We start from the raw sequence: 25,100 nt of genomic DNA on the forward strand, positions 1-25,100 counted from the left end.
CCGCGATTCGTCGGACTACATCCCAGCCGTCTTTCGGGCCTGGTCGAGCGTCTCGGCTGCGGCGTCGATGAGGCGCGCGTAGCCCAGGCGTGTCGCTTCTTGCGCGCGCTGCGCACCCGATGCGACGGGCCGGATTTCGCCGGCGAGGCTGATCTCGCCGAACGCCGCGAGATCGTGCGGGAGCGGCCGATCCGTGACCGCGGAGAGCACGGCGAGCGCGATCGCGAGGTCCGCGGCGGGCTCTCCGAGTTTGACCCCGCCGACCGTGGACACGTAGACGTCTTGGTCGTGAAGCCGCGCGCCGACGCGCCGCTCGAGCACCGCGAGGATCATCGCGACGCGCGCCGGGTCGACGCCGCTCGTGACGCGCCGCGGGTTGGGGGTCGCGCTCTTCGCGACGAGCGCCTGCACCTCGACGGGGAGCGCGCGACGTCCCTCCATGGCGACGGTGGCGCAGGTGCCGCTCACGGGAGCCGGCGCGCGGCTCAGGAAGAGGCCACTCGGATCCGGCACCTCGCGGATCCCCTCCCCTGTCATTTCGAAGCAGCCCACCTCGTCGGTGGGCCCGAAGCGGTTTTTCAGCGTGCGCAGGAACCTGAGCGAGGTCTGGCGATCGCCCTCGAAGTGGCACACCACGTCGACGAGGTGTTCGAGCAGCCGGGGGCCGGCCACCGAGCCATCCTTGGTGACGTGGCCCACGAGGATCACGGGGGTGCCGCGGCCCTTCGCGACGCGGATCAGCGCGGCGGCGACCTCGCGCACCTGCGACGGGCCGCCCGCGCTGCCATCGATCTGGTCGCTCGCCATGGTCTGCACCGAGTCGATGATCACGAGGGCCGGGTCCACCGCCTCGATGTGCCCCAGCACGGTCGCCAGGTCCGTCTCGCTCGCGAGATACAGCGTGTCGTGCATGGCCCCGGTGCGTTCGGCGCGCATGCGGATCTGCCCGGTCGATTCCTCGCCGCTCGCGTAGAGGATTCGCTCGCCGCGCGCGGCGGCACGCGCGGCCGTGTCGAGGAGCAGCGTCGACTTGCCCACGCCCGGCTCCCCGGAGAACAGGATCGCGGCGCCCGGCACCACGCCGCCGCCGAGCACGCGATCGAGCTCGCCGATCCCGGTGGAGCGGTGCCGCACGGTGTCGCCGGAGAGCTCGGTGATGGGGCGCGCCTCGCGGCCCGCCATCGGCTGGGCGGCGCGCGTCGTCTTCGCGAGGCTCGCCCCCTCCCGAGCACGCTCGACCACGGTGCCCCACTGCTGGCACTCGCCGCAGCGGCCCACCCACTTTGAGGCCTGCCAGCCGCACTCGGTGCAGGTGTACGCGCCACTCGTTTTCGCCATGAGGCGAGACTACCGACCACCCCCGACACCGGGCCGTTGGCGCGTCCGCGCCGGCCGCGCGCACACCCGACTCGCCCGAGCTGCCGCGCACGATTTCCTTTTCACCCCCGGAGTCCCGTATGCTTTTCCGCGGTGACGTGTCCGAGCGGCCGAAGGTGCGACTCTCGAAAAGTCGTGTAGGGTAACCCCCTACCGTGGGTTCAAATCCCACCGTCACCGCCAGATAACCGCGCAAAACCCGCCAGATGTCAAATCTGGCGGGTTTTCGCCTTTCCAGCGTGGTGTCACACCATTGCGCGAGTTGACTTTGTGAGTTGACCTCGCGATGATCTGCGTCATGTATGAGTTCGACGAGGACGATGTCGAGAGCCTCGACGCTCTGGCCCGGAAGAAGCACGGGCCCAAGGGCGAGAGGCGACCGAAGAAGCGAGCCGACGGCGAGGGCACGGTTTTCGCAGTCCAGCGGACTCGCAAGGACGGCAGCGTAGCCACCTACTACTGGGCCGCCAAGAGCATCGAGCTGGGCAACGAGCGCAAGAAGATCACGGCCCAAGCCCGCACAGAGCGAGATGCATTCGAGAGGCGGGATCGCAAGATCCTGGAGGAGCGCGTAGCCTACGGACTCGCGAAGCCCGAGGCGATCCCGCTCGATCCCCGGATCGCGAAGCTCACAGTCGGCGAATGTCTCATGGACTGGCTCGCTGAGCGAAAGCGTGAGGGACTGGCACCCGCCACGATCCACATGTATGACGCGAGAATCAGGAATCACCTGCTCCCCGTCTTCGGCACTCGCCCAGTCCGCGCGCTCAACTATGAGGAGCTGAAGCGGTTCGTCAATGTCGACCTCCCCGCAAAGGGCTGGGGTCTGACTCGATCCGCCAGACATTTATCTGCCTCAAGAGCGCGCTCGACTACTACCACCGGGACGGGATCATCCTGCGCCACCCGATGATCGGACTCAAGCCGCCAGCGAAGAAGCGCAAGACCATCGCCAAGGTCAAGGAGATCCGCCAGGCATCCAAGTTCCTCAGCTCCTACCTGCTGGAATATGCGAGAGCCGCCGATCAGGAGGCGCGCTGGTTCCTAGCAATGTATGGGCTGCGCCAGTGCGAGGCTCTGGGGATGACCGATGACTGCCTGGATGGTCGGGACGCCAAGAACCGAGGACGGCGGATCATCGTCAAGCAGCAGCTCCAGAGGATTAGCGCAGAGCATGGCTGCGAGCTGGATCACGCTACCGGACGCTGGAGCTGTGGCCGCACCACCACCAACTGCCCGAAGCGAATCGGCGAGACTCGCTGGGAACTCAAGGGCACAAAGACAGAGAGCGGCTATCGAGAGATCGTCATCTATGAGGATGCGTGGCAGATGCTTACCGCGCACCGGAAGGCGCAGCAAGCCCGCCGAAAGCTTCCCGGCTTCCGACCGGCAAACGGTGACGGTCTGGACCGCTTGCTGTTCACCCGTGGCGACGGGAGTCCGATCTATGCTCAGCGGGATCGCACGGCGTTGGCCGAGCTTGTCAGCACGATCACACCCCGACCGAAGGGAATGACCGTCCACACGCTGCGCCATATTGCCACGACCATGCTCATCGACGGCGGAGCAGAGCGCGAGCGGCTCATCTCGATGATGGGCTGGTCTCCGAAGAATGCGGACGCTCAGATCGCTACCTACAGCAGCGCAGACACCGCCCTCCTGGCGGCGGACACTTCGATCAGCCACGGCTCCCGGCTCTACTCCAATGGCCGACGATCTGAGACACCGGAGGAGCTGGACGATGTGGGTATGCGCGAGGACGCAGAGAGCGTCTGAGAACAGCGGCCATGATCGAATAGGTTGCATCGGAGTCGCACGCCCAGCGAGACTCGACCCATGTACCTCTTTCTAGTCGACGAAACCAACGCCGGTTTCGTCCCCAACAAGTTCTTCATCCTCGGCGGACTGGTCTTCACGGAGGAGCAAGTTCCGCTTGTCGATGCTGCGGTCAAAGCGCGCCGAGAGGAGTACGGATACCGCAACGGAGACAGCTTCAAGTTCAACACTCATACCCGACCGGAACAGGTCAGCATCGAGAACTTCCGACTGGCGAAGCAAGCCGTCATCTCCGATCTTCGCGAGATCGGCGTGCGCATGATCGTGACTGTAGTTCTCCACGATGTTGCCGGACAGGAGCCAGATCGACTAATGGAGTGGGGTTTGGAGAATGTGGCCTACCCGTATCACAAGCTACTTGGCGAGGAGTCAGCCCAGGGCTTCATGCTGATGGATCGCGACAACCAGCGCTATGACTTCCTGGAGAGCTTCCACCAGCACGGTTTCGACTACAGCGGCAGTCGGAAGTCGGTGCAGGATCGTATCTTGCTGTTCGGCATGACTAACGACAACGCTTCGCATCTGGCTTCCGCCACAGATATTGCTCTCGGCGCTTTCCGTTACTGCGTCAATGCGGCGGGCGGTGAGGGGCGAGACGAGATCGCAGCTTCGATGTTCCGAGATCTCTCCCACCTGATGTGGGGAGTCGAGAAAGAAAACGGAGTCCGGCAAATCGGCGGATACGGCTACCATCCGTCACCGAAGCCATCCACGGTCTACCACCCGCCATACCGCGCTCGCTACGAGCGGCTCGCTACCGCCCTCAAAGAGTATGCGCTCGATGACCTCGATGAGTGAGTCGCAGCACTGAAATGAGAAAGGCCGGGATCGATTGAATCATCCCGGCCTTTCGACCTATCCCACAACTGAAGGTGAAATAGCTATCAGAGGAACCGACTAGCCAGCTCTGCCAGTCCGTAGACCAGCAGACCGACCCCGGCGACTGGCGCGAGAAGCTTGGTGTGCCATGGGAGCCGACTGTAGTCGGAGGGGTCTGCTGCACGTTTAGGTGACAGTTTGGTTAGGCAACGAGTGCGACCTGTTTGTTCATGATGGTCTCGTATTCGATCGGCGTCAAACGGCCCAATCTGACCTGTCTGCGGCGTCGATGGTAGGTGCGCTCGATCCATGCCACGATTGCTGACCGGAGCTCGTCCCGGGTGCCCCAGGTCTTGCGATTCAGGACGTTCTTCTGGAGCAGGCTGAAGAACGACTCCATCGCAGCGTTATCGCCAGCAGCGCCCACCTGTCCCATCGAACCGGCCATGCCATGACCGGTGAGCGCGCGCTGCAGTTTCCGGCTTCGAAACTGCGATCCACGATCCGTGTGCAGCACACACCCACGCACGTCACCGCGGCGCAGTACAGCGCTATTTAGCGCGGTCACCGCAAGCGAGGAGGTCATCTGCGAGTCGATGGAGTAGCCCACGATTCGGTTTGACCACACGTCTTTCACCGCACAGAGGTAGAGCTTGCCTTCACTCGTCCAATGCTCAGTGATGTCTGAAAGCCACAACTCGTTCGGGGCAGCGGCCACGAACTCGCGCTGCACGAGATCGTCATGAACGGGCGGGCCAGGCTTCCTGCCTTTTCCACGGGCTTTCTTCTTCCCGAACGCTGACCACCAACCCTGGTCCCGGCAGAGCCGCCACGCAGTCCGGTCAGCCATCGGCTCGCCGAGTGTCTGCGCTTCGTCTGCGAGGAACCGGTACCCGACTCGGGGTCCTCAAGGTGGGCGTCGTGGAGCGCGTTCGCGCGATACGCCTGCGTAAGGTCTCGTTTAGTGACGGGGTTGCGTAACCAGCGGTAGTACGGCTGGCGGGAAAGCTTCAATACCCGGCACGACACCACGACGGGAATCCCGTCGCCGGCGAGCTCTGCTACGAGCGGGTAGAACCTTTTCCCGGTAGGTGCGCCTGCGAGAGATACGCGGCCGTGCGACGGAGCACTTCCACCTCTTGTTCAAGGAGCTTGTTGCGTTTGCGAAGCTCACGCAGCTCAGCGTTCTCAGAACGTGTGACGCCAGATTTCTGGCCCTGTTCGACGCGTTCTTCTCGCAACCATTTATCGAGGGTTCCGACGTGGATGCCGAAGTCTCTCGCGATCTGCGCGAGTGTCACTTCCGGGCCGCGATCCAACGCGATCCGGATGACGTCGTCACGGAACTCTTTGGGGTAGCGAGGGGGCATAGGTTCATCCTTCCAGGCCAGCCGAAACTAGCCATGTTGAATGTCACCTAAACGTGCAGCAGACCCAGGAGTCGGTACCGCCGCGAGGCGCCCGGCGGGCGGCGCCCGCCGGGCGGGCGGCACCCGGCGGCGGTCAACCGTGACCGCCACCCGCCAGCGCGCGATCGCTATCGGGGCAAACCGTGATGCCGCTGCGCCTCAGCCTGCTCCGCGGAGTGCTTGCGCAGCGCGGAGAGCACCGCACCACGAATGATCGCCCAGAGGATCCAGAGCGTCACGATCACTCCCAGGAGCCAGAGGACGATCCAGAGGACGAGCACGAGCGTGGTGTCCGGCACGAGCGGGTTCGAGTTCATGCTCGCCAGCCTAGCGAGCACCCCGAACTGTCACGGTCAACCGTGACCGCCACCCGTCAGCGCGCGCCGGTGAGGGTTTCGCTGTCGCCGGAGATCTCGCGAGAGACTCGGTTGAGGAAGCCCGCGACGACGCGGCGCTCCTCGGTGGTGAGGCTGGCGGCCGCGGTGAAGCGGCGCGCGTTCTGGCGGCCGGCCGCCCGCTGCATGAGCGCCTGCGTGGCCGGGGTGACGTCGATGCTGAAGGCGCGGCGATCACGCGGGTGCACGCCCCGGGTGATGTGCCCGTGCTCTTCTAAACGATTGAGCAGCTTGGTGGTGGAGGCGGCCGAGATCCGCAGCCGCGCCGCGAGGGAGCCTGGCGTCACGAGTTCGTCGCGCTGGCGCACGGCGACGATGTACTGCAGCGCGCGCAACTCCGTGGAGTTGACGCCGAGCGCCGCCCGCGACGCGAGCGCGAGACCGCGCTCCGCCTCACGCAGGCGCTCGAGCGCCTGCGTGACCTCGGCGATCTCGTCGATCTCGGAGCCGGGAACGCCGGGGACCTCGAGCCCCGCCTCGCCGCGTGCGGCGAGCGTGGGGTTCTCGTGGTTCGCGCGCTCGTCCATTGCATTCAATAGTAGTTGCCTCGTGGGTCCCTCGAATCGGCGCCGGGTGCTTCGGGATTTATTATCCTGTGGTTTAATATAACTCGATAGCTAATAAATTGCACGGACCGAGTCACCGGAACGCAAGGAGGCGAGATGACCCCCCATCCCGAACTGGTGGTGCTCATGAGTGCCGACGGCCAGGCCGTCGGCACCGAGGACAAGTCCCGAGTCCACGGCTCCGACACCCCGCTTCACCTCGCGTTCTCCTGCTACCTCACTGACGCAGCAGGACGCATCCTGCTCACCCGCCGCGCGCTGAGCAAGCGGGCCTGGCCCGGCGTGTGGACCAACAGCTTCTGCGGACACCCAGCCCCCAGGGAATCGTTCGAGAGCGCGATCGCGCGCCGCGCTCAGCACGAGCTGGGCACGGAACTCGACGGGCTGAGCTCCGCGCTCCCAGACTTCCGGTACCGCGCCGTGGACGCCTCCGGCACGGTCGAGAACGAGATCTGCCCGGTCTACACCGGCAGGATCCGCGGAGGCGTGGTGCCCGAGCCCAGCGAGGTCGCTGAGTGGGCCTGGGTCGCCCCGAGCGATCTCGCCGCTGCACTTGCCGCGACCCCGTTCGTCTTCAGCCCGTGGCTCCGCGAGCAGTTCCCCCTGCTCGCGGCGCAGGGCGCGTTCGACCAGAGAATTCCGGCATGACCCAGACGGAGACGCGCGCGCCCGCCGCACCAGACACCACGACGAGGGAGATCTGCGCCCAGATCGACCGGCTGATCGACGCGCGATCCGCCCGAATCGCCGCGCACGGGCCGCACTTCTCAGAGCTCTGGGACGTGGCGGTGCACTGCCTACAGGGCGGCAAGCTGCTGCGACCCCGGCTGATGATGGGCGCGTTCGACACGCTCGCGGGCACCGGCCCGGCCGCGCAGCGCACCTCTGCACTCGAGGTCGCGGCGGCCCTGGAGATTCTGCACTTTTCGTTCCTGCTCCACGACGACGTGATCGACGAGGACCTCGTTCGCCGCGGCGAACCAAACCTGATCGGCTGCCTCGTCGCCGGCGGCGCTCCGGGGCTCGCGCCCGCGGCCTCCCCGGCGGCCGACACAACCGCCGCCGCGCGGCGCACGCTCCACTGGGCGCGCAGCAGCGGGCTCCTGGTCGGCGATCTGATGCTCACCATCGCCCACCAGATCATGGCCCGGCTGCGACTGCCCGAGCACAGCCGCACACGCGTGCTGGATCTCCTCGAAGCCTCCGTCACCGAGACCGTCGCCGGCGAATACTGCGACGTGGGGCTCGCGGACGGCGCGTTTGTTCCGGATCTGAGCCTCGTGCTCGACATGACCCGGATGAAGACTGCCAGCTACACGTTCGAGCTGCCCCTGCGCATCGCCGCGGTGGTCGCTGAGTCGCCGCCGGCCGTCGAGTTGCAGCTCGGCGAGGTGGGCCGGCACCTCGGCGTCGCCTTCCAGCTGCAGGACGATCTCCTCTCGGCGTTCTCCGTGAGCGCCGCGCACGGCAAGGACCAGTTCTCAGATTTCCGCGAGGGCAAAGAGACCGCGCTCATCGCGTACGCGCGCATGACGAATGCCTGGCCCAGCATTGAGCGGCTGCTCGGAGCTGAACGCTTCTCCGACGACTCCGGGCGCAGAATCCAGCGGCTCCTCACCGAGTGCGGGGCGCGAGAGTTCATCGAAACCCTGGTGCAGGATCAGATTCGCACGGCCTTGCAGGTGCTCACCCGGGCGGACTGCGCGATCCCGGCGGCAACGTCGCGGTTCATCCTCGGCCTCGTCGACTCGCTCGACGGGAGGCGCGCATGAGACGCCGCACGCCCGGGTGCAACGCACTCGACGACTACCGCGAGGCTTGCGAGCAGGCCGCGGATCAGGTGATTCGCGTCTACTCCACGTCGTTCGGCGCCGCGACCCGCCTCCTGGGCACGCGCCACCGCCGACACGTGCGCAACATTTACGCGCTGGCGCGCATCGCCGACGAGCTGGTCGACGGGGTCGCCTCCGGCGCGGGCCTCTCGCTGGCCGAGCAGCACGAGCGACTCAGCGCGCTCGAGGCCGAGACCGAGCGCGCGCTCGACACCGGCTACAGCAGCAATCCGATCGTGCACGCGTTCGCCTGCTCAGCCCGACTCTCGGGTATCGGCGCCGACCTCACCGTCCCATTCTTCGCGTCGATGCGCACCGACCTCCAGGTGGTCCCGGCGCGCGGCGACGCGACGCCCGCAACCTCTGGTGAGCGAGCGGGCGTCCTCGCGGCGACACCGTCGGGAACGCTCCACGGCTTCGACTCCGAGGCGCACCGCAGCTACGTGTACGGTTCCGCCGAGGTGATCGGCCTCATGTGCCTGCGCGTGTTTGTTCGCGACAGCGCCCTCAGCCCCGGCGAACTCGCGCGGCTCGAACGGGGCGCCCGGAGCCTCGGCGCCGCGTTCCAGAACGTGAATTTCCTCCGCGATCTCGCCGAGGACACCCAGCAGCTCTCGCGCAGCTACCTGAGCGCGGACGCGCAGATCACCGAGGCAGTGAAGGATCGGTGGATCGCCACGATCCGCGCGGAGCTCGCCGAGGCCGAGGAGGTCATCCCGATGCTCCCCCGCGACGCGCGGCGGGCCGTCGACTGCGCACGCCGGCTCTTCGCTCGGCTCACCGACCGCATCGATCAAACCCCGGTCACCGAGCTCCTCGCGCACCGCGTCCGGGTCTCCGGTGCCGAAAAGACGCTCCTCGTCATCAAGTCCGTGGCGGGCGCGGGAAGCAGGAGCGCGGCATGACCAGGACCGTGGTGATCGGCGGCGGCGTCGCTGGTCTGGCGACCGCTGCGCTGCTCGCCCGCGAGGGCCATCAGGTGCGGCTCCTCGAAAAGAACTCTCGGGCGGGCGGCCGCGCCGGCACTGTGACCCGAGACGGCTTCCGTTTCGACACCGGCCCGTCCTGGTACCTGATGCCGAGCGTGTTCGAGCACTTCTTTGAGCTCCTGGGCACGTCCGCGGCCGAGCAGCTCGACCTGCGCACGCTCGATCCCGGCTACCGCGTGTTCACGGAGCCGGCCGCCGACGCGTCGGTGAGCTGCGTCGAGGTGCCGTACGGCGCGGACCGCGTCGCCGAGCTGTTCGAGGAGCTCGAACCGGGGAGCTCGGGCGAGCTCGGGCGGTACCTGCGCTCGGCGCGGCACACCTCGGACATGGCCGAGCGCTATTTCCTGTACAACACGTTCACCCGCTGGCGTTCGCTGCTCGCCGCCCCCGTGCTCCGCGCGCTGCCCCGGCTCGCCGGCCTGCTCACCACCTCGCTGCAGCGCTTCGTGGAGCGGCGGTTCACGCACCAGGTGCTGCGGCAGATCCTCGAGTACCCCGCGATCTTCCTCGGGACCGACCCACGCAAGGCCCCCGCGATCTACCACCTCATGAGCACGCTCGATCTCGACGACGGGGTGCAGTACCCGATCGGCGGGTTCTGGGGGCTGGTCGAACGACTCCGGGAGCTCGCGGTCGAAGCTGGCGTGGAGATCGTCACCGACGCGGAGGTGACCGAGATTCTCACCCGGCGCGAGGACGCGGGGCTGCACGCCAGCGGTGTCAAGTGGCGCGACCCGGCTGGCGCGGAGCGCATCGAGCACGCGAACTCGGTGGTCTCGGCCGCCGATCTGCATCACACCGAGACGGTGCTGCTGCGCGAGGAAGCACGCAGCTACGACGAGAGCTGGTGGGAGCGGCGCGAGAGCGGCCCCGGCGCCGTGCTCGTGCTCCTGGGGGTGCGGGGCGAGCTGCCGCAGCTCGCGCACCACTCGCTCTTCTTCACGTCTGACTGGGACGCAAACTTCGACGCGATCTTCGGTCCGGATCCCGCGCTGCCGGATCCCGCGTCGATCTACGTCTGCAAGCCGAGCGCCACCGACCCGGACGTCGCCCCACCGGGCTGCGAAAACCTGTTCGTGCTCGTCCCGATCCCCGCCGACGAATCATTCGGCTCGGGCGGAGTCAACGGCGCGGGCGATCCGACGATCGAGGCGGCCGCGGATCGCGCGATCGCCCACATCGCGAGCTGGGCGGGGATCCCGGACCTGGCCGAACGGATCGTCACGCGCGAGACCATCGGTCCGAGCGACTTCGCGCACGACTACCACTCCTGGCGCGGCGGCATGCTCGGCCCCTCCCATATTCTGCGCCAGAGCGCGATGTTCCGTGCGCAGAACGTCTCACCGCGGGTCTCGGGGCTGTATTACGCGGGCGCCACGACCGCACCGGGCGTGGGCGTGCCGATGTGTCTGATCAGCGCCGAGCTCGTGCTCAAGCGGATCCGCGGTGACCGCACGGCCGGGCCCACCGCGCCGATCGGCCCGCGCGCCCAGGCCCCGACGCCAGCCCACACGCACTCAGGGCCCGCTGGCAGGGGGCACCCGTGACTCGGCGCCGAAGCTCGGCCCCGCGCGGCACCCTCGCCGCCCCGCTGGAGACGCTCGCAACCCGGCTCGGTGCACTCGCGGCACGACTGCACACGCAGCGCATCCGCACCGCGCTGCGGCTCGACTGCGCGCCCGACGCCGCGTGGCGAGCGGTCCACGACCCCGCGGTCGCGGCGGGGCTCTACGCCCCGGTGCTGCGCATGGTGCCCGCGCACGGATCCCTCCCCGAGGCGTTCTCCTCCGGGAGCCGGGTGCTCGTGCGGATCAGGCTGCTCGGTGTCGTGCCGCTCGGACGGCAGCTGATCGCGATTGAGGACTCCCCCGCGGGCGGGGCAGCCACCGCGCCCGGGATCGAAACCGGCGGCGCGCCCGCCGGCGGGGCTGCTGCCCCGCGGGAGCGGGAACCGATCGCCGAGCCGATCGCCGATCCGACCACCGAATCGCAGACCAAACCACCCGGGGCGCCGCGACCGGCGGCCCGCACCATGCGCGATATCGGCCACCCGGTCTCGGGCCCGCTCGCGCTCCTCAGCGGCTGGCACCACGCGATGACCGTGCGCGCCGCGGACGACGGCCGCACGGTCTGGCTCGACGAGCTCACGCTCTCGGGGGCCGCGGCCCCGCTGTTCACGCCGCTGCTCTGGGCCACGTGGAAGTGGCGCGGCAGGCGACTCCGCGCGCTCGCTCGCCGCTGGGGCGCACCGCCCGCTGAACCGCACACCCGCCCGCCCGCACGAACGGAGACACGGACCCGATGACGATCCCCGATTCACTCCAGTACCTCGCCCTCATGGCCGGGTGCCTGCTGATCACGCTCCCGCTCGAGTTCGTGCTCGGCGCCCGCGTGTATCGCAGGCCGCTCCGCCTGCTGCAGGCGATCCTCGTGACCGTGATCGTCTTCTCGATCTGGGACATCCTCGCGATCGGCGCCGGAATGTGGAGCTACAACCCCCAGTTCACCACCGGGATCATGCTGCCGTTCGGGCTCCCGCTCGAGGAGCTCGTATTCTTCGTTGCAATCCCCATCTGCGGCGTACTCACGTACGAGGCGGTGGGCCGGGTGCTCTCCTGGGCTCGCGCGCTCACGCGCCGGAGCGCCCCCGAGGCCACGGGGGTCGAGCGATGAACCCGCTGGCGCTCTACCCGGTTGCCACACTCCTCACGATGGTCGCGGTGATCCTGATTGAGCTGCTCTGGCTCAAGACCGGCATCTTCCGCACCGCCCAGTACTGGGTGTCACTGGCGATCATGATGTCGTTCCAGGTGCTCGTCGACGGCTGGCTCACCAAGCTGTCAAACCCGATCGTGATCTACACCCCCGAGACCATGCTCGGGGTCAGGTTCCCCTGGGACATCCCGATCGAGGATTTCGGGTTCGGCTTCGCGATGCTCACGCTCACAATCCTGATCTGGAAGTCAGCGGGCCGGCGCACCACGGCGACCACCCCGACGCCGCACGAGAACACGAGAGGCTGAGCATGCCCCAGCGCGCATCAATACGCGACACCCGCGCCCACGAGATTCCCGCCCACCCGGGGACGCCCCGGGTCACCAGGCCACGCCGGGTGGTGGTGGTGGGAGGCGGTATTGCCGGGCTCGCCGCGGCCTGCGGGCTCGCGGAGCGGGGCGTCGAGGTCACGCTCATCGAGGCGGAGGACCGGCTGGGCGGCAGGGTGCGCTCGTGGGAGACCACGACCGCCGCGGGCGACGTCACCATGAGCCGCGGTTTCCACGCCTTCTTCCGGCAGTACTACAACCTGCGCGAGCTCCTTGCGCGTGCCGGCGACCTCGACGCGATGCTCAGCCCCATCGCCGATTACCCGGTGGTGAGCGCGCGGGGCGACGCCGACTCGTTCGCCAAGATCCCGCGGACGCCGCCGTGGAACTTCATGACCTTCGTGGCGCGCAGCCCGACCTTCCGGGCTAGGGACCTCGCGCGGGTGGATATCGACACGGCGCTCTCGCTGCTCGACGTCGACTTCCCTGAGACCTTCCGCGAGCTCGACGGGGTGAGCGCCGCGGAGTTCCTCGACCGGTTGCGGTTCCCCGAGCGGGCCCGCCACCTCGCGCTCGAGGTGTTCGCGCGCAGTTTCTTCGCCGACCCGAGCGATTTCTCGGCGGGCGAGCTCGTCGCGATGTTCCACGCCTACTTCCTCGGTTCGGCCGAGGGGCTCCTCTTCGACGTGCCCCGCGACGACTTCGACACCTCGCTGTGGGCGCCGCTCGGGCAGGCGCTCGAGGCGTCCGGGGTGCGGCGGGTGACCGGCACGGTGACGCGCGTGGAGCGCGGCCAGACAGGATCACCGGCGCACTCGGGATCCGCAAGCAGGCCGGGATCCGCGGCTCCCTCCGGCGCCGCGACCTCGCCCGGCTCCGCGACTCCGCCTGGCTCCGCGACTTCCGCTGGAGCCGGCGCCCAGCCCGGGCCCGAGTGGCGGGTCGTCACCGCCGACGGCGCGTGCGAGACCGCGGACGCAGTGGTGCTCGCCGCGGGCCCCGGAGCCACGCGCGAGATCGTGGCGGCCTCGCCCGGGATCGGCTCGGAGGAGTGGCGGAAGAGCATCGACCGCATCGAGCTCGCGCCGCCATTCGCCGTGCTCCGGCTCTGGTTCGACGGCCCGGTGCAGCCCGATCGCGCCCCGTTCCTCGGCACCGCGGGATTCGGCCCGCTCGACAACGTCAGCGTGCTCGAACGGTTCGAGGCCGGCGCGGCGGAGTGGTCGCGCGAGCACGGCGGAAGCGTGGTCGAGCTCCACGCGTACGCGATCGACGCCGCCCACCTCGACGACCCGGCTCAGCAGCGGGAGCTCGCCGCACAGCTGCGCCGCGAGCTTGAGCGCGTGTACCCGGAGACCGCAGGCCTCACCGCGGTCTCGGAGATCCTGCTGATCGAGCGCGACTGTGCGCTCATCGGCACCGATTCCTGGGACGGCCGGCCGCGGGTGCGCACCCCGGTCCCCGGCCTCGCGCTCGCGGGTGACTGGGTGCGCAGCGACCTCCCGATCGCGCTCATGGAACGCGCCGCGACAACTGGCTGGATGGCCGCGAACGAGCTGCTGCGCGACTGGGGCGCCGCGGGGCACACGCTCTGGAGCGTGCCGACCCGGGGTCGCCACCGGTGGCCGAGAGTCTCCCGAGCGCTTATGGCGCGGCTGCCGGGGCGGTGAAGCTCACCACCAGGCCGCGCAGCTGATACCCCTGCACGAGGGTGTCGAACCCGCGATCCGGCTGCCGCTCAAGCGTCGCCCCGGCGCGCAACAGCGTCACGAGGAGCGTGTCGGTCTCCATGAGTGCGAGGTGTGATCCCGGGCACCGATGCGCGCCGTCCCCAAAGCTCAGACCGGTGCGGGCCGCCGCGGGGAGCCCCCGGCCCGTCTCGATGGCCTCCGGATCTGGCCCAAACACCTCCGGATCGACGTTCGCCCGGCGCACGTTGATGTCGACGAGGGTGTCCGGCGCGTACGGGCAGCCAGGAGCGGGCGACGCGACCCGCCGATAGATGTGCGACACGGGCGGCTCAAGCCGGATGATCTCGCTCAGCATCTCGGTGCGCTCCGCGATCTCCGCGCCGAGGTATCTCGCGCGCAGCTCCGAATCCTGCAGCAGCCGCAACAGGGCCATGCTCATGAACTCCCGCGTGGTCACCATCCCGGCGGTGCCGTAGGTGAGGCACTCCATCAGGATCTCGCGGGGCCGGTAGCCGTGTTCGAGCAGGTGGCTGATGATGTCGTCGGCCGGGCGCGCACGCCGCGCCCGGATCGCCGGACGCACGTCGCGCCAGTAGAAGCTCATGAGCGGCACCAGCGCGTCCTTCGCGGCGCGGGCCCACTGGCGCTGCGTGCGGCCGTGGTCGCGGCGGGTGTGGTCCACCGGCGGCTGCCGGAAGAACGCCTCGAGCCGCCGCGCGAGCGCCTCGGTATCACCGCCGCTCAGCCCCACGATCTCGGACGCGACGCGCACCGAGAAGAACAGCGCGAGATCGTCGATCCTGCTCGATCCCTCGCGCTTCGCCGCGTCAACCAGCCCCGCGGCCGTGCGCTCGATGAACGCGCGGTGCGTGTCTTCAAGGGTGCGCGGACTGAAAAACCTGACGAGTCGCTTCCGGTGCTCCAGGTGACCGGGGCCATCATCCATCAGGATCGGCCGGTGCCGGAACAGCCACCCGGGGATCCGCTCGGACGTGAACCCCGCCTGCGTGGTGGCACCCTTTGCGCGCAGGAGTGCCGCGCTCTCACTCACCCCGGAGAGCTCCACGACGCACTGGTCTCCGGGGTCCGGCGCGGCGTGCGGGTCCCGATCCGGATCGGGCTCCGGATCCTGATCCCGCCGCCCGCTCGCTCGCATGACCGCGCCCCGTTACGCGCGCCCGGATCGCGCGCGGAACCAGATAGTGAGCTCGTTGAGCGCCCGCATCACGTTTTCCGGGGAATCCGCGTGCTCGATCTCGGAGAACGTGTCGCGGAAGCCGGCCGGAGCCTCGCGCGTGGTCTCGCGCAACGCCTCGTAGCCCATGCGCCACGTCTCGAACCGGCGCTCCGCAATGTCGGTCTCGAGCAGGATCCGCAACCCGGTGTGGCGCGGGTCCGCGGCGATGTCGGCGTAGAGGGCACGGAGGGCGTCGTGCGGCCCCTCGATGTACTGCAGGAAGCGCCCGTTGCGGAAGAACAGGATCCCCGTAATTCCGAGCGCCTCGTTCTTCGCGCGCGCCCGCTCAAGCAGCTCGACCAGCTGCGTTTCGGCGACCGGCCCTGTCGCGTCACTCGAGTAGACGATTGCGCCGAGATCCGCGCGGTTACTGCTCATCACGCGACTCCTCGTGCGCGCTGCGCGCCGCGGCCGGCCCAGCAGTGCCCAGGGCTGCCCCGGCCTCAGCCAGGCGCCCCATGGCGGGTTCCAGCCCGCTGAACAGGCCGAGCACCCGCGCACGGGCGTCGCACACCTCGAAGAGGGCCGGTTCGATCTGATCGATAAACCCGACCATGTGGACGCCGACACTTGCCACGTAGAACCCATCCTCAACGCAGGACCAAGTGAGGGATAGCTCATCGCTACCGGGGAGCGCGTCTGTTCCCAAGGCCACCTCATTCGGTTCCGGTACCCGGTGCGAGATTCCGCACGGGCACGTCCTGACTCTCTTACGGTACTTGAAAACCGGGCCCGCGTCAGGGGTCGCCACGCGAGTCGGCGAGACCCCGAAGCGCTGATCGGGGCCCGGTTTGCCCCATCGCCTCGGCAGCGGGATGGCGTATGGTGCTCAGCGGAGGCCCCATGACGATCATGCAGCGCGCGCGGTGGTGGGCCGCGGACTACCTGGTCGCGGCGCGCTGGCAGCTGAGCTCCGCGCTGGGGCGGCAGGATCCGGTGGGTCTGAGCCGCGGGAGCGGCCGCCCGGTACTGATCCTGCCGGGCGTGTACGAGCCGTGGCGGTTCATGCTGCCGCTGATCACCGATCTCCACGGCCGCGGTCACCCCGTGCACGTGGTCGAACCGCTGCGTGCAAACCGGCTGCCGGTCGCGGCCGCGGCCGAGCTGGTCGTCGCGGCGCTCGTCGCGCGCGACCTCACCGACGTCACCATCGTGGGGCACAGCAAGGGCGGGCTGATTGGGAAGCACGTGATGGCGTTCGGCGAGGCGACCCCGCGGGTGCGCAACATGGTCGCGATCGCCACCCCGTTTGGCGGGTCCCGCTACGCGCGGTACTTCCGCGGGCCGACCCTCCGCGCGTTCGCGCCCGAGGACGAGACGCTGTCGCGGCTGGGCCGGGAGACCGCGGTGAACTCGCGCATCACGTCCGTGTACCCCCGCTTCGACCCGCACATCCCCGAGCAGAGCGAGCTGCCGGGCGCGCGCAACGTGTGCGTGGACACCGGCGGCCACTTCAGAATCCTGGGGCACCCGCGCGCGATCGCCGAAGCGCGGCGGGCGGCCGGCGAGGCCGGCGAGGCCGGCACGACCGGCACGACCGGCACGGTTCGCCCCGCTGGTCCGGCCGGCCCGGACGCTGATCCGGCACCGGGCTGAGTTCGTGCCCCGGCGCGCTGTGCCCACGGCACGCGCGGCGCTAGGCTGGCCCACACCTGAACACTGACCGCGCGAGCGCGAGGAGCCACAGCATGGCAGAGAACCAGCACGACACCGACTGGCGCGCGGCGACGGTCGCCGCAGCGCGCACCGCGATCCTGGCTGCGGATCCGGCGATCGCCGAGGAGCAGAAGTGGGCGAAGGCGTCCAACCCCGACGGGGTCCCCACGTTCTCGCTCGACGGCCTCATCTGCACCGTCGAGACCTACCGCGACAAGGTGAAACTCACGTTCGCGCGCGGTGCGGCGGTGCCGGATCCGGACGGGCTGTTCAACGCGAGCCTCGCGGCGGGGACCCGGCGCGCGATCGACCTGCACGAGGGCGACGAACTCGACGGGGTCGCGCTCACCGAGCTCGTGCGCCGCGCGGTGGCGGTCAACCGGGACTAGGCGAGGCGGGCGTCCCAGAACTCGCGCAGCTGCGCGCTCTTGCGGAACACGATCGTGTCCCAGTCCTCGTCGGTCGTGGCGCTGTCGGCGAAGTCGGACGGGATCTTGAAGAGCTGCAGCGGCACGTCGAAGCGCGCGCACACGCTTGCGTAGGCGTACGCCTCCATGTCGACGAGCGCTGCCCCGAGCCCCGCGATGTGCGCGCGCTGCGCGTCATCCTTCACGAACACGTCGCCCGTGGCGATCGTCGCCGTGCGTTCGGGCAGCAGCACCTCGCCAGCTGGCTCGAACTCGGGGGACGGCAGCGAGAAGTCGTGCTGCACCACGCGGGTCACCTGGACCACGTCTTCGAGGCTGAGCCGGTCCGGGCCGTCGCCCACGACGCCGGCGGTGCCGAGCACCACGACCCGCCCGACCGGTGCCTCCGCGGGAGCCTCGGCGAGCGCCGCGGCGAGCGCGACCGCTCCCTGCACCTTGCCGACACCGGTCACCAGGTGCGGCACGTCTGCGAAGGCGGAGGCCTCGTCCCGGTGTGCAAATACGAGCAGCGTGGTGGACTCCGTCATGTCTGGTTCTCCCCTGCGCCCGAGCGCTTCGCGAATGAATTCCGGACCAAGACTAGCGTTTTTCGAAGACTTGTTCTAAACTGAGGGAAGCTCACAAGTAGCTCGCGTGATTTTCCTCGAATCTCGAAGGAATGCCTCCCGCTCCGCGATGTGCAACTTGTAGCTTCTGATGCACACCGGTCATCCATAGGGCCGCGCATCTTGCTTCGTCGGCGTTTGGCCTGCACTCACCGGAGTGCTCCAGTTCCGACGCAGCCCAGGCTCGATCTCGAGCCCCGCACCCGCGAGAAAGACTTGGCGGGTTCCGCACCACGACGGTGCGGCGCGAAAGGACACACCATGACTTACCACTCAACACACACGACTCGCGACGCCGCGAAGTCGCAGCGCGCAGCGCTGCGTACCCCGTACCACTCCCTCGGCAACGAGACCGAGATGCGCGTGCCCGGCTGGGCGCAGCACCGCTCGGTCTACCGCACGTCGGGCCGCACGCTCTACCTCGTCGAGACCGACCGTCCCGCCGAGGCGCGCCGCGACCTCGAGCGCCTCACCCGCTCCGGGTGGGACGTGCGCGTCGAGCCGGCTCAGGCCGGTGAGATGACTCGCATCGCACTCACGCGCAGCGACGTCGCGCGCGCCGCGTAGCCGCCGCTCGGCGCGCAGCTTCCGTTCGGCGCGCAGCCGCCGTTCGGCGCGCAGCGTGCGGACGATACTCGGCCGCGCGCTGCGCACTCGCCGTCACGCCGGGCAGCCCGGATCCTCGGATCCCCGCTGCCCGGCGTTTCTGTGTGCACCGCCGGTCCTGCGGCCCCCGCGCGCGCCGCGGTGTCGCCGCGGCGACTCCGCGGTGTCGCCGTGTGACGCGCGCCCGCTCGCGGTCAGAGATCCGTCGCTACACTTGCCGCATGAGCGACGTCGAACTTGCCGAAGTAGAGAGCTTCTCCCTCGACCACACCAAAGTCCTTGCGCCCTATGTGCGCCTCATTGGCGTCGAACGCGGCCCCAAGGGTGACGCGATCTCAAACTTCGACGTCCGCCTCGTGCAGCCGAACGAGCAGGAGATCCCCACCGCCGGGCTGCACACCATTGAGCACACGCTCGCGGCGCTGCTCCGCACCCGATTCGACGGCCTCATCGACATCTCGCCGTTCGGCTGCCGCACGGGCTTCCACCTCATTGCCTGGGGTGAGCCGAGCGTTGAGACCGTCGCGGCGGCGATCAAGTCAGCGCTCGACGACCTCGCGCACCGCGTGACCTGGGCCGACGTGCCCGGCACCGAGGCGATCAGCTGCGGCAACTACCGCGACCACAGCCTGCACTCGGCGCAGGAGTGGGCGAAGGTCGTGCTGGATCGGGGCATCAGCCTCGATCCGTTCGATCGCTCACGTATCGCGTAGCGCAGCCCGCCCCGTGCACGTAGAGTTCGCCGCGACCCCGTACCCGTGGGAGGCGCGCACGCAGCTGTGGGTGTTCGTCGATCTCCCCGCGCCGTTGGCCGCAGACATCGCCGAGATTCCCCGGCCCCGGGCCGGATTCGGTGCCGTCCGTGTCGAGGCAAGGATCGGGCTCACCGTCTGGCGCACCTCGATCTTCCCCGGCGGGCAGGGCGGCGGCGCGAGCTCCGACGGCGACCCGGCCCCCGAGCCCGGCTACATCCTCCCCCTCAAAAAGGCGGTGCGCGTGGCTGAGGGCGTGGAGCTCGGCCGCGAGGTGACGATCGGGCTCACCGTCCTCGACCTGTAGGCGCGGGCCGGGGCGCGTGGCCCGGCCTGGGCGCGCGGCCCGGCCACCCGACCCGGCCCGCAGATCCGACCCCCTACGCCACATCCGACCCGCTTCGCGCGGGCCCACCGCCGCAGAACCGGGTCGGATCTGCGCGGACGGGTCGGATCTGCGACATGGTCGCAGTGCAGGTGCAGGTGCAGGTGCCGACTGAGCGCGGACACCGAGCCCCTGCGCAGCGCAGCCTCCATCTGGCCGACCGGCCGTGCCCTCGGGCACCCGGCCAGGCCCGGCCCGAGGCGGCGCGGCGCGGCTCAGCGCGTACGCCCTGCCCAGCGCGGACGCCCTGCCCAGCCGCCCAGCCCGGCCCGGCCCGCAGATCCGACCCCCTACGCCACATCCGACCCGCTTCGCGCGGGCCCACCGCCCCAGAACCGGGTCGGATCTGCGCGGGCGGGTCGGATCTGAGACACAGTCGCGGTGCAGGCGCCGGTGTCAACTGAGCTCGGGCGCCGAGCCCCTCCGCGGACGGGTCGGATCAGCGCGGACGGGTCGGATCAGCGCGGACGGGCCGGGCCAGGCACCCGCGCCCCGCGGCGCCGCGCCGCGGGCAGCGTGAGCCCTAGGAGACCAGCACGTCAAGGGCGCTCGTGAGCGCCCCGTCGACCGCCTGGGTCACGATCTCGCGGTACGGGTCGTAGCCGTCCATCGATTCGTCGGCGGCGGCGAGCGGGTTCCCGTCGATCGCGAACACCGCGCCAGCCTCGATCCCGTGCAACGACGCGATCACGAACAGCGCCGACGCCTCCATCTCGACCGCAACGATGCCGGCGCGCTGCCACATCTGGTGGTCGATGCCAACGATCGCGTCGCTCGGGTAGAACATGTCGCCCGTGAGCACGATGCCGCTGTGCACGCGGAGGCCCGTCTTCGCCGCGGCCTCGCGCAGCGCGATCGTGAGCTCCGGGGTCGCGATCGCAGGGAACTCCGTGGGGACGAGCTGGTGGCTGATACCGTCAGCGCGCACCGCGCCAGTGGCGACCACGATCGCGCCGTCGACAACCTCGGGCTGGATCCCACCGGCGGTGCCGGATCGGATGATGCGCGTCACGCCGCCGCGCGCGAGCTCCTCGAAGCAGACCGCGGCGCCCGCGGCGCCAACACCGTGCGAGGCGACCGTGACGGGCACGCCGCGGTAGCTGCCGGCGTAGACGTGGTACTCGCGGTTGGCGGTGAGCTGGCGAGCATCGTCGAGCAGTTCGGCAACGCGGGCGGCGCGGCCGGGGTCGCCGACCACGAGTGCGCGGTCAGCGAGGTCGGCGACGCGGGCGCGCAGCAGCGGGAGTTCGGCGTCGGCGGGAAGTCGGACGGGTGCCATGTGAGGGCCTTTCGGTACGTGGGTGAGGTGTGATGATCTGGAGCCGGGCGGGCGCGGAGCGGAGTTGAGCGAGCCTAGACAGACGGAGAAGACGAGGCGTCCGCGGCCGATGCGTCACCGGCCGACGCCGCGAGCCCGGCGAGGCGCGCGCGGCTTGCCGCCGCCCGGGTGCGAATCTCAGCGGCGTCGAGCGTGAGGTGCGCGCCGTCGGCGTACACGTGCCGGCCGCCGATGAACACGTGGCGCACGTCTGCACCGGTCGCCGCGAAGCCCAGGTGCGAGACGAGGGCCGCGGGGTCGAAGGGCGTGGCAGCCGCGCCGGTGATGTCGAGCGCGATCACGTCGGCGAGACGCCCCACCTCGAGCGCGCCGGTCTCGGGGAACCCGATCGCCTCGGCGCCGCGCCGCGTCGCGATGTCGAGCACGTCTGACGCACGCACAATCGCCGCATCCTGGCGCGCGCCGCGGTGCAGGATCGTGGCCGTCTTGATCTCCTCGAACAGATCGAGCGTGTTGTTGCTCGCGACCGAGTCGGTGCCGAGGGTGAGCCGGATCCCGGCCTCCTGCCACTCGGGGAGGGGCGCGATCCCGTTGCCGAGCTTCAGGTTTGAGACCGGGTTGTGGCTGATCGCGGCCCCGGTGCGCGCGAAGAGCTCGATCTCGCCCGGCGTGAGGTGCACGCAGTGGGCGGCGAGCACGCGCGCGGCGAACAGCCCCACGGACTCGAGGTGGTCGGCCGGCGTGGCGCCGTACCGCTCGGTGATCTGGGCGACCTCCGCGGCCGATTCGGAGACGTGCGTGTGAATGGGGATGTCGCGCGCGACGGCGCGCTCTGCAATGTCGCTGAGGAACTCGGGCGGCGAGGTGTACGGCGCGTGCGGGCCGTAGGCGATCGAGATCTGCGCGTCGTCCGCGTAGTGCGCGGCGAGCTGCTCGGTGAGCTCGGTGACGGCCGCGCCGTCTGCCGGCGAAACCCCGGGGAACCCGACGATGCCGGGCGCGAACGAGGCCGGCGCGATCAGCGCGCGCATGCCGGCCGAGCGCACGAGCTCGATCAGCTCGGCGTCCCAGTGGTACATGTCGGCGAACGCCGTGGTGCCGGTCTCGATCATTTCGACGAGCGCGAGCTGCAGGCCGGCGGCGACATCGTCGTGGGTGAGGTGCTGTTCAAGCGCCTGCACCGCCGCGAGCCAGGGCATGAAGCCCTCGTCGTCAGAGACACCGCGCAGCAGCGTCATCGCCGAGTGCGTGTGCCCGTTCACAAGGCCGGGCATGAGCACCTGGCCCGGGAGATCGCGGATCTCTGCTTCGCTCGGCAGCTCGGCGTCCGGACGCGGCGATCCGGCATACGAGATCCGACCAGCGTCATCGAACGCGAGCTCGGCTGGCGCGACGGCGCCCTCGGGCGTGAGCAGCGCTGCGGCGCGCAGCACGGTAACGGTTTCGCTCATCGCGGTTCCTCCCCTGTCGAAATTCCCACGCCCAACTGTACCCGCGCGTGCGGGATCGCCGCTGACGGCCGGCCACCGCGCGCACGGCGCTGGGCAGGGCAGCCCGACCGACGGATCCCGGTGTCCCGGCGTCCCGGTGGGCGCACCTACCAGCCGGGGGTGGCGAGCATGCCGCCGTCGACCGCGAGGTCCTGGCCCGTGATGAACGTGGCGCCAGCGGATGCGAGCAGCACGCACGCGTTGCCGATGTCCGCCGCCGTCGCGAGCCGCCCGAGGGGGGCATGCGCCGTCCAGCTCGCGACGCCCTCGGGCCACGCCTCCGCGAGCCCGGGCCGATCCACGAGCCCCGGGGACACGGTGTTGACGCGGATCCCGTCGGGGCCGAGCTCGAGCGCGGCGGCGCGCGCGTGCATCACCAGACCGGCCTTTGCAACCGCGTAGTGCGCGTGCGCGGGCGCCGGGCGGCTCGCTTCGACGGAGGCAATGTGGGTGATCCACCGATTCGACACGCCGGCACCACCGGCGCCGGCAGCGCTACCGCCTCCGGCCTCAGCGTCCGCGCGCATTGCCGCCGCGGCCTCGCGCGAGAGCTCGAACACGGCGCCGAGGTTGGTGCCGAGCACCTCGTCCCACTCGGCGCGAGTGGTGTCGGTGAGTGGGGCGAGCGGCTGGATGCCCGCGTTGTTGACGAGCCCGTCGAGCCCGCCGAGCGCCTCGACGGCGTCGGCGACCAGTCCGGCCGCGGCCCCGTCGAGCGCGAGGTCGGCGCGCACGGCGACCGCGGTGACGCCGCGATCACGCAGCTCCTCCACGAGCTCGAAGACCGGAGCCGCCGAACCGCGGTAGTGCAGCGCGAGGTGCGCGCCCGCCGCGGCAAAGCGCCGCGCGATGCCGCCGCCCACGCCGCCGGAGGCGCCGGTAACCAGCACGCGCTGCCCGCTGAGATCCGGCAGGGTCGTGTCCTGTCGCGTCACCATTGGTTAGCCTCCGAGTCGTCGCTGGCGGAAAGAGTAGTCGCGCAGTGCGCGCAGGAAGTCGACCTCGCGCAGGTCGGGATAGAGCGCCTCAACGAAGTAGAACTCGGAGTGCGCTGACTGCCAGATCATAAAGTCCGAGAGGCGCTGCTCGCCGGAGGTGCGGATCACCAGATCCGGATCCGCCTGGCCGCGCGTCCACAGGTGCTCCCCGATCATCTCGGGGGTGAGTCGTTCCTCGAGCGTGTCGATTGTGCCGCCGGCGGCCTGGTGCTCGGCGATCACGCTGCGCACCGCGGCCGCGATCTCGCTGCGTCCGCCGTAGCCGACCGCGAGGTTGATGTGCAGGCCGGTGTGGTCAGCCGTCGCGGCCTCAGCTGCGGCGAGCGCCGCGGTGAGTTCTTCGGAGAGCCCCTCGCAGGACCCCACGTGTTTGACCCGCCACCGGGGGTTCTCCGCGAGCTGCGCGGCGAGCTCGGCGATAATCCCGAGCAGGTCGTCGAGCTCCTGGCGGTCGCGCGCGTTGAGGTTGTCCGCGGACAGGAGGTACAGCGTGACCGTGTGGATTCCGGCCTCTTCACACCAGCCGAGAAGCTCGGGAACTTTCTGTGCCCCGGCGCGGTGGCCGAAGGCTGCACGCTCCTGCAGCCGCTGCTTTGCCCAGCGCCGGTTGCCGTCGACGATCACGGCGATGTGCTGCGGCACGCGGGCGAGGTCGATTTCCCGGCGCAGGCGACGCTGATAGAGCCGGTAGAGCAGACCGGTGCGTGGCGTCGACGGCGGGGGGTTCACCCTCAGAGTGTACCGTCCTCCGGGATACCCCCACCTGGGGAAGCTGGGGATACCCGACATATATGCACCCGCGGATCTGTGCAGAACATACACTCAGGACATGACCTCCTCCGGTGGCAACGGTTTCTCCCCCGACGGCGCCCCCGGGCGCGGTCCCGAGTCGGAGCCGCCGGAGGCGCAGCGTCCGCTGCCCGAACCGGACAGGCTGTCGCTCCCCCTCCTCGCCGCAGCCAATGAGCCGGCGCGGGATGAGGTACCCGCCGAACAGAAGCCGCTGTGGCGGGGCTGGATCCACGCCGGCACGTTCCCGGTTGCGGTTGCGGGCGGAATCGTGCTGATCAGCCTCGCCCACGGCCCCGTGGCCAAGTGGGCGTCGGCCGTGTTCATGCTCACGAGCATGCTGCTGTTCGGGGTGTCGGCGCTGTACCACCGCATCAACTGGAAGCCGCGCACCAAGCAGCTGTTCCGCCGCCTCGACCACGCAAACATCTTCCTCCTGATCGCGGGCACGTACACGCCGCTGGCGCTCCTGGCGCTCCCGCCGGAGAAGGGGATTCTGCTGCTCGTGCTCGTGTGGGCCGGCGCCCTGCTGGGGATCGGGTTCCGGGTGTTCTGGATCGGTGCACCGCGCTGGCTCTACGTGCCGCTGTACGTGCTGCTGGGCTGGGCGGCGGTGATGTATATCGTCGACATCGCGCACGCGAGCCTCGCCGCGATGGTCCTCGTGGTGGTGGGCGGGCTGCTCTACACCCTGGGCTCGGTGGTGTACGGCATGAAGCGGCCGAACCCGATCCCCGGGGTGTTCGGCTTCCACGAAATTTTCCACGCGCTCACCACGATCGCGTTCCTGTGCCACTGGACCGCGGCGCTCCTGGTGGCGTTGGATCCCGTCTACCTGCGGTAGCGCGGTCGCGTATCGGGGGCGCCCCGGTACGCGCGCGCGGCGTGAGCGCACCACCCCGGCCCGCACCGCCCCG

General features: G+C 69.7%; 28 protein-coding genes, 1 tRNA gene and 1 pseudogene. 18 read left to right on the top strand and 12 right to left on the bottom strand.

What is annotated here, in order from left to right; all coding sequences use genetic code 11:
* Positions 1-15 precede the first annotated feature (15 nt).
* The gene (radA, locus tag EV139_RS15450; RefSeq protein ID WP_130455732.1) at positions 16-1,338 is read right to left on the bottom strand and encodes a DNA repair protein RadA; all 1,323 of its coding nucleotides are present in this window, start codon (positions 1,336-1,338) and stop codon (positions 16-18) included.
* A 131-nt stretch (positions 1,339-1,469) separates the two neighbouring features.
* Here radA and EV139_RS15455 point away from each other — a divergent pair.
* The 4 genes from EV139_RS15455 to EV139_RS15470 all read left to right on the top strand — a co-directional run bounded on the left by EV139_RS15455 (position 1,470) and on the right by EV139_RS15470 (position 4,011).
* Positions 1,470-1,560: transfer RNA gene (locus tag EV139_RS15455), tRNA-Ser, on the top strand.
* A gap of 115 nt (positions 1,561-1,675) precedes the next feature.
* Entirely contained in the window at positions 1,676-2,290 is a 615-nt protein-coding gene (locus tag EV139_RS15460; protein WP_157993060.1) for a tyrosine-type recombinase/integrase, read from the top strand.
* Complete coding sequence (locus EV139_RS15465; protein WP_130455736.1) at positions 2,287-3,153, top strand: site-specific integrase; 867 nt, start codon at positions 2,287-2,289, stop codon at positions 3,151-3,153. The genes EV139_RS15460 and EV139_RS15465 overlap by 4 nt, the downstream gene beginning before the upstream one ends.
* Before the next feature lie 60 nt (positions 3,154-3,213).
* Positions 3,214-4,011 carry a hypothetical protein gene (locus tag EV139_RS15470; RefSeq protein WP_130455738.1) on the top strand — a complete coding sequence of 266 codons (798 nt, stop codon included), beginning with the start codon at positions 3,214-3,216 and terminating at the stop codon, positions 4,009-4,011.
* Positions 4,012-4,234: 223 nt separating this feature from the next.
* On the opposite strand, the pseudogene EV139_RS15475 reads toward EV139_RS15470, so the two are convergent.
* The 3 genes and pseudogenes from EV139_RS15475 to EV139_RS15485 form a co-directional block, all read right to left on the bottom strand.
* A pseudogene (locus EV139_RS15475) lies at positions 4,235-5,402 on the bottom strand (IS3 family transposase).
* A 167-nt stretch (positions 5,403-5,569) separates the two neighbouring features.
* Complete coding sequence (locus tag EV139_RS15480; RefSeq protein ID WP_130455740.1) at positions 5,570-5,758, bottom strand: hypothetical protein; 189 nt, start codon at positions 5,756-5,758, stop codon at positions 5,570-5,572.
* Positions 5,759-5,814: 56 nt separating this feature from the next.
* A complete protein-coding gene (locus tag EV139_RS15485; RefSeq protein ID WP_130455742.1) occupies positions 5,815-6,363 on the bottom strand; it encodes a MarR family winged helix-turn-helix transcriptional regulator in 549 nt (182 codons plus the stop codon).
* A 135-nt stretch (positions 6,364-6,498) separates the two neighbouring features.
* On the opposite strand from EV139_RS15485, the gene idi reads away from it, so the two are divergent.
* From idi to EV139_RS15525, 8 genes are read left to right on the top strand one after another with little or no spacing between them, the layout of a single operon-like run.
* Positions 6,499-7,050 carry an isopentenyl-diphosphate Delta-isomerase gene (gene idi, locus EV139_RS15490; RefSeq protein ID WP_130455744.1) on the top strand — a complete coding sequence of 184 codons (552 nt, stop codon included), beginning with the start codon at positions 6,499-6,501 and terminating at the stop codon, positions 7,048-7,050.
* Positions 7,047-8,174: a polyprenyl synthetase family protein gene (locus EV139_RS15495; RefSeq protein ID WP_130455746.1), complete on the top strand. Its 1,128-nt coding sequence runs from the start codon at positions 7,047-7,049 to the stop codon at positions 8,172-8,174. Before idi ends, EV139_RS15495 begins: the two co-directional genes overlap by 4 nt.
* Positions 8,171-9,139 carry a phytoene/squalene synthase family protein gene (locus tag EV139_RS15500; protein WP_130455748.1) on the top strand — a complete coding sequence of 323 codons (969 nt, stop codon included), beginning with the start codon at positions 8,171-8,173 and terminating at the stop codon, positions 9,137-9,139. Before EV139_RS15495 ends, EV139_RS15500 begins: the two co-directional genes overlap by 4 nt.
* Positions 9,136-10,770 (top strand): phytoene desaturase family protein, encoded by a 1,635-nt coding sequence (gene crtI / locus EV139_RS15505; protein ID WP_130455750.1) that lies wholly within the window; start codon positions 9,136-9,138, stop codon positions 10,768-10,770. The genes EV139_RS15500 and crtI overlap by 4 nt, the downstream gene beginning before the upstream one ends.
* Positions 10,767-11,528 (top strand): hypothetical protein, encoded by a 762-nt coding sequence (locus EV139_RS15510; RefSeq protein WP_130455752.1) that lies wholly within the window; start codon positions 10,767-10,769, stop codon positions 11,526-11,528. The genes crtI and EV139_RS15510 overlap by 4 nt, the downstream gene beginning before the upstream one ends.
* A complete protein-coding gene (locus EV139_RS15515) occupies positions 11,525-11,896 on the top strand; it encodes a lycopene cyclase domain-containing protein (protein ID WP_130455754.1) in 372 nt (123 codons plus the stop codon). Before EV139_RS15510 ends, EV139_RS15515 begins: the two co-directional genes overlap by 4 nt.
* Positions 11,893-12,246 (top strand): lycopene cyclase domain-containing protein, encoded by a 354-nt coding sequence (locus EV139_RS15520; RefSeq protein ID WP_130455756.1) that lies wholly within the window; start codon positions 11,893-11,895, stop codon positions 12,244-12,246. The genes EV139_RS15515 and EV139_RS15520 overlap by 4 nt, the downstream gene beginning before the upstream one ends.
* A gap of 2 nt (positions 12,247-12,248) precedes the next feature.
* Complete coding sequence (locus EV139_RS15525; protein ID WP_130455758.1) at positions 12,249-13,937, top strand: FAD-dependent oxidoreductase; 1,689 nt, start codon at positions 12,249-12,251, stop codon at positions 13,935-13,937.
* On the opposite strand, the gene EV139_RS15530 is transcribed toward EV139_RS15525, so the two are convergent.
* From EV139_RS15530 to EV139_RS15925, 3 genes are read right to left on the bottom strand one after another with little or no spacing between them, the layout of a single operon-like run.
* Positions 13,912-15,114, bottom strand: a complete 1,203-nt coding sequence (locus EV139_RS15530) for a cytochrome P450 (protein WP_130455760.1) — start codon at positions 15,112-15,114, stop codon at positions 13,912-13,914. The genes EV139_RS15525 and EV139_RS15530 overlap by 26 nt on opposite strands.
* Positions 15,115-15,126: 12 nt before the next feature.
* Complete coding sequence (locus tag EV139_RS15920; RefSeq protein WP_157993061.1) at positions 15,127-15,573, bottom strand: BLUF domain-containing protein; 447 nt, start codon at positions 15,571-15,573, stop codon at positions 15,127-15,129.
* Positions 15,563-15,772 carry a hypothetical protein gene (locus EV139_RS15925; protein WP_157993062.1) on the bottom strand — a complete coding sequence of 70 codons (210 nt, stop codon included), beginning with the start codon at positions 15,770-15,772 and terminating at the stop codon, positions 15,563-15,565. Before EV139_RS15925 ends, EV139_RS15920 begins: the two co-directional genes overlap by 11 nt.
* Positions 15,773-16,038: 266 nt before the next feature.
* Here EV139_RS15925 and EV139_RS15540 point away from each other — a divergent pair, with 266 nt between their 5' ends.
* Positions 16,039-16,791: an esterase/lipase family protein gene (locus tag EV139_RS15540; RefSeq protein WP_237465212.1), complete on the top strand. Its 753-nt coding sequence runs from the start codon at positions 16,039-16,041 to the stop codon at positions 16,789-16,791.
* A gap of 92 nt (positions 16,792-16,883) precedes the next feature.
* Positions 16,884-17,240 carry a DUF1801 domain-containing protein gene (locus tag EV139_RS15545; RefSeq protein WP_130455764.1) on the top strand — a complete coding sequence of 119 codons (357 nt, stop codon included), beginning with the start codon at positions 16,884-16,886 and terminating at the stop codon, positions 17,238-17,240.
* Here EV139_RS15545 and EV139_RS15550 read toward each other — a convergent pair.
* A complete protein-coding gene (locus EV139_RS15550) occupies positions 17,237-17,806 on the bottom strand; it encodes a phosphorylase family protein (protein ID WP_130455766.1) in 570 nt (189 codons plus the stop codon). The two genes, EV139_RS15545 and EV139_RS15550, sit on opposite strands and share 4 nt — an antisense overlap.
* Positions 17,807-18,145: 339 nt before the next feature.
* Here EV139_RS15550 and EV139_RS15555 point away from each other — a divergent pair, with 339 nt between their 5' ends.
* The 3 genes from EV139_RS15555 (at position 18,146) to EV139_RS15565 (ending at position 19,549) form a co-directional block, all read left to right on the top strand.
* Positions 18,146-18,451, top strand: coding sequence for a hypothetical protein (locus tag EV139_RS15555; RefSeq protein WP_130455768.1), 306 nt, complete (start codon positions 18,146-18,148; stop codon positions 18,449-18,451).
* 260 nt (positions 18,452-18,711) lie between these two features.
* Positions 18,712-19,203, top strand: coding sequence for an S-ribosylhomocysteine lyase (locus EV139_RS15560; protein ID WP_130455770.1), 492 nt, complete (start codon positions 18,712-18,714; stop codon positions 19,201-19,203).
* Positions 19,204-19,216: 13 nt separating this feature from the next.
* Positions 19,217-19,549, top strand: coding sequence for a DUF1905 domain-containing protein (locus EV139_RS15565; protein ID WP_130455773.1), 333 nt, complete (start codon positions 19,217-19,219; stop codon positions 19,547-19,549).
* Between the two features lie 601 nt (positions 19,550-20,150).
* On the opposite strand, the gene EV139_RS15570 is transcribed toward EV139_RS15565, so the two are convergent.
* The 4 genes from EV139_RS15570 to EV139_RS15585 form a co-directional block, all read right to left on the bottom strand.
* Positions 20,151-20,906 (bottom strand): nucleoside phosphorylase, encoded by a 756-nt coding sequence (locus EV139_RS15570; RefSeq protein ID WP_130455775.1) that lies wholly within the window; start codon positions 20,904-20,906, stop codon positions 20,151-20,153.
* A 74-nt stretch (positions 20,907-20,980) separates the two neighbouring features.
* Positions 20,981-22,357, bottom strand: coding sequence for an amidohydrolase (locus EV139_RS15575; RefSeq protein ID WP_130455777.1), 1,377 nt, complete (start codon positions 22,355-22,357; stop codon positions 20,981-20,983).
* A 146-nt stretch (positions 22,358-22,503) separates the two neighbouring features.
* The gene (locus EV139_RS15580; protein WP_130455779.1) at positions 22,504-23,334 is read right to left on the bottom strand and encodes an SDR family NAD(P)-dependent oxidoreductase; all 831 of its coding nucleotides are present in this window, start codon (positions 23,332-23,334) and stop codon (positions 22,504-22,506) included.
* A gap of 3 nt (positions 23,335-23,337) precedes the next feature.
* A complete protein-coding gene (locus tag EV139_RS15585; RefSeq protein ID WP_241989078.1) occupies positions 23,338-24,123 on the bottom strand; it encodes an isoprenyl transferase in 786 nt (261 codons plus the stop codon).
* 100 nt (positions 24,124-24,223) lie between these two features.
* Between EV139_RS15585 and trhA the strand changes: the two genes are divergently transcribed.
* On the top strand, positions 24,224-25,027 hold the full coding sequence (gene trhA, locus EV139_RS15590; RefSeq protein ID WP_130455783.1) for a PAQR family membrane homeostasis protein TrhA: 804 nt from the start codon (positions 24,224-24,226) through the stop codon (positions 25,025-25,027).
* The last annotated feature ends 73 nt before the right edge of the window (positions 25,028-25,100 follow it).

It is taken from the genome of Leucobacter luti, from assembly GCF_004217175.1.
GTDB lineage: Bacteria > Actinomycetota > Actinomycetes > Actinomycetales > Microbacteriaceae > Leucobacter > Leucobacter luti.

Coding starts and splice junctions, on each gene's coding strand:
- EV139_RS15530 (WP_130455760.1), bottom strand. CDS start 15,114: ATGCGAGCGAGCGGGCGGCGGGATCAGGATCCGGAGCCCGATCCGGAT.
- EV139_RS15570 (WP_130455775.1), bottom strand. CDS start 20,906: ATGGCACCCGTCCGACTTCCCGCCGACGCCGAACTCCCGCTGCTGCGC.
- EV139_RS15480 (WP_130455740.1), bottom strand. CDS start 5,758: ATGAACTCGAACCCGCTCGTGCCGGACACCACGCTCGTGCTCGTCCTC.
- EV139_RS15545 (WP_130455764.1), top strand. CDS start 16,884: ATGGCAGAGAACCAGCACGACACCGACTGGCGCGCGGCGACGGTCGCC.
- EV139_RS15555 (WP_130455768.1), top strand. CDS start 18,146: ATGACTTACCACTCAACACACACGACTCGCGACGCCGCGAAGTCGCAG.
- radA (WP_130455732.1), bottom strand. CDS start 1,338: ATGGCGAAAACGAGTGGCGCGTACACCTGCACCGAGTGCGGCTGGCAG.
- EV139_RS15520 (WP_130455756.1), top strand. CDS start 11,893: ATGAACCCGCTGGCGCTCTACCCGGTTGCCACACTCCTCACGATGGTC.
- EV139_RS15575 (WP_130455777.1), bottom strand. CDS start 22,357: ATGAGCGAAACCGTTACCGTGCTGCGCGCCGCAGCGCTGCTCACGCCC.
- EV139_RS15525 (WP_130455758.1), top strand. CDS start 12,249: ATGCCCCAGCGCGCATCAATACGCGACACCCGCGCCCACGAGATTCCC.
- idi (WP_130455744.1), top strand. CDS start 6,499: ATGACCCCCCATCCCGAACTGGTGGTGCTCATGAGTGCCGACGGCCAG.
- EV139_RS15580 (WP_130455779.1), bottom strand. CDS start 23,334: ATGGTGACGCGACAGGACACGACCCTGCCGGATCTCAGCGGGCAGCGC.
- EV139_RS15920 (WP_157993061.1), bottom strand. CDS start 15,573: ATGAGCAGTAACCGCGCGGATCTCGGCGCAATCGTCTACTCGAGTGAC.
- EV139_RS15515 (WP_130455754.1), top strand. CDS start 11,525: ATGACGATCCCCGATTCACTCCAGTACCTCGCCCTCATGGCCGGGTGC.
- EV139_RS15500 (WP_130455748.1), top strand. CDS start 8,171: ATGAGACGCCGCACGCCCGGGTGCAACGCACTCGACGACTACCGCGAG.
- EV139_RS15495 (WP_130455746.1), top strand. CDS start 7,047: ATGACCCAGACGGAGACGCGCGCGCCCGCCGCACCAGACACCACGACG.
- crtI (WP_130455750.1), top strand. CDS start 9,136: ATGACCAGGACCGTGGTGATCGGCGGCGGCGTCGCTGGTCTGGCGACC.
- EV139_RS15560 (WP_130455770.1), top strand. CDS start 18,712: ATGAGCGACGTCGAACTTGCCGAAGTAGAGAGCTTCTCCCTCGACCAC.
- EV139_RS15470 (WP_130455738.1), top strand. CDS start 3,214: ATGTACCTCTTTCTAGTCGACGAAACCAACGCCGGTTTCGTCCCCAAC.
- EV139_RS15550 (WP_130455766.1), bottom strand. CDS start 17,806: ATGACGGAGTCCACCACGCTGCTCGTATTTGCACACCGGGACGAGGCC.
- EV139_RS15465 (WP_130455736.1), top strand. CDS start 2,287: ATGATCGGACTCAAGCCGCCAGCGAAGAAGCGCAAGACCATCGCCAAG.
- trhA (WP_130455783.1), top strand. CDS start 24,224: ATGACCTCCTCCGGTGGCAACGGTTTCTCCCCCGACGGCGCCCCCGGG.
- EV139_RS15540 (WP_237465212.1), top strand. CDS start 16,039: ATGACGATCATGCAGCGCGCGCGGTGGTGGGCCGCGGACTACCTGGTC.
- EV139_RS15460 (WP_157993060.1), top strand. CDS start 1,676: ATGTATGAGTTCGACGAGGACGATGTCGAGAGCCTCGACGCTCTGGCC.
- EV139_RS15485 (WP_130455742.1), bottom strand. CDS start 6,363: ATGGACGAGCGCGCGAACCACGAGAACCCCACGCTCGCCGCACGCGGC.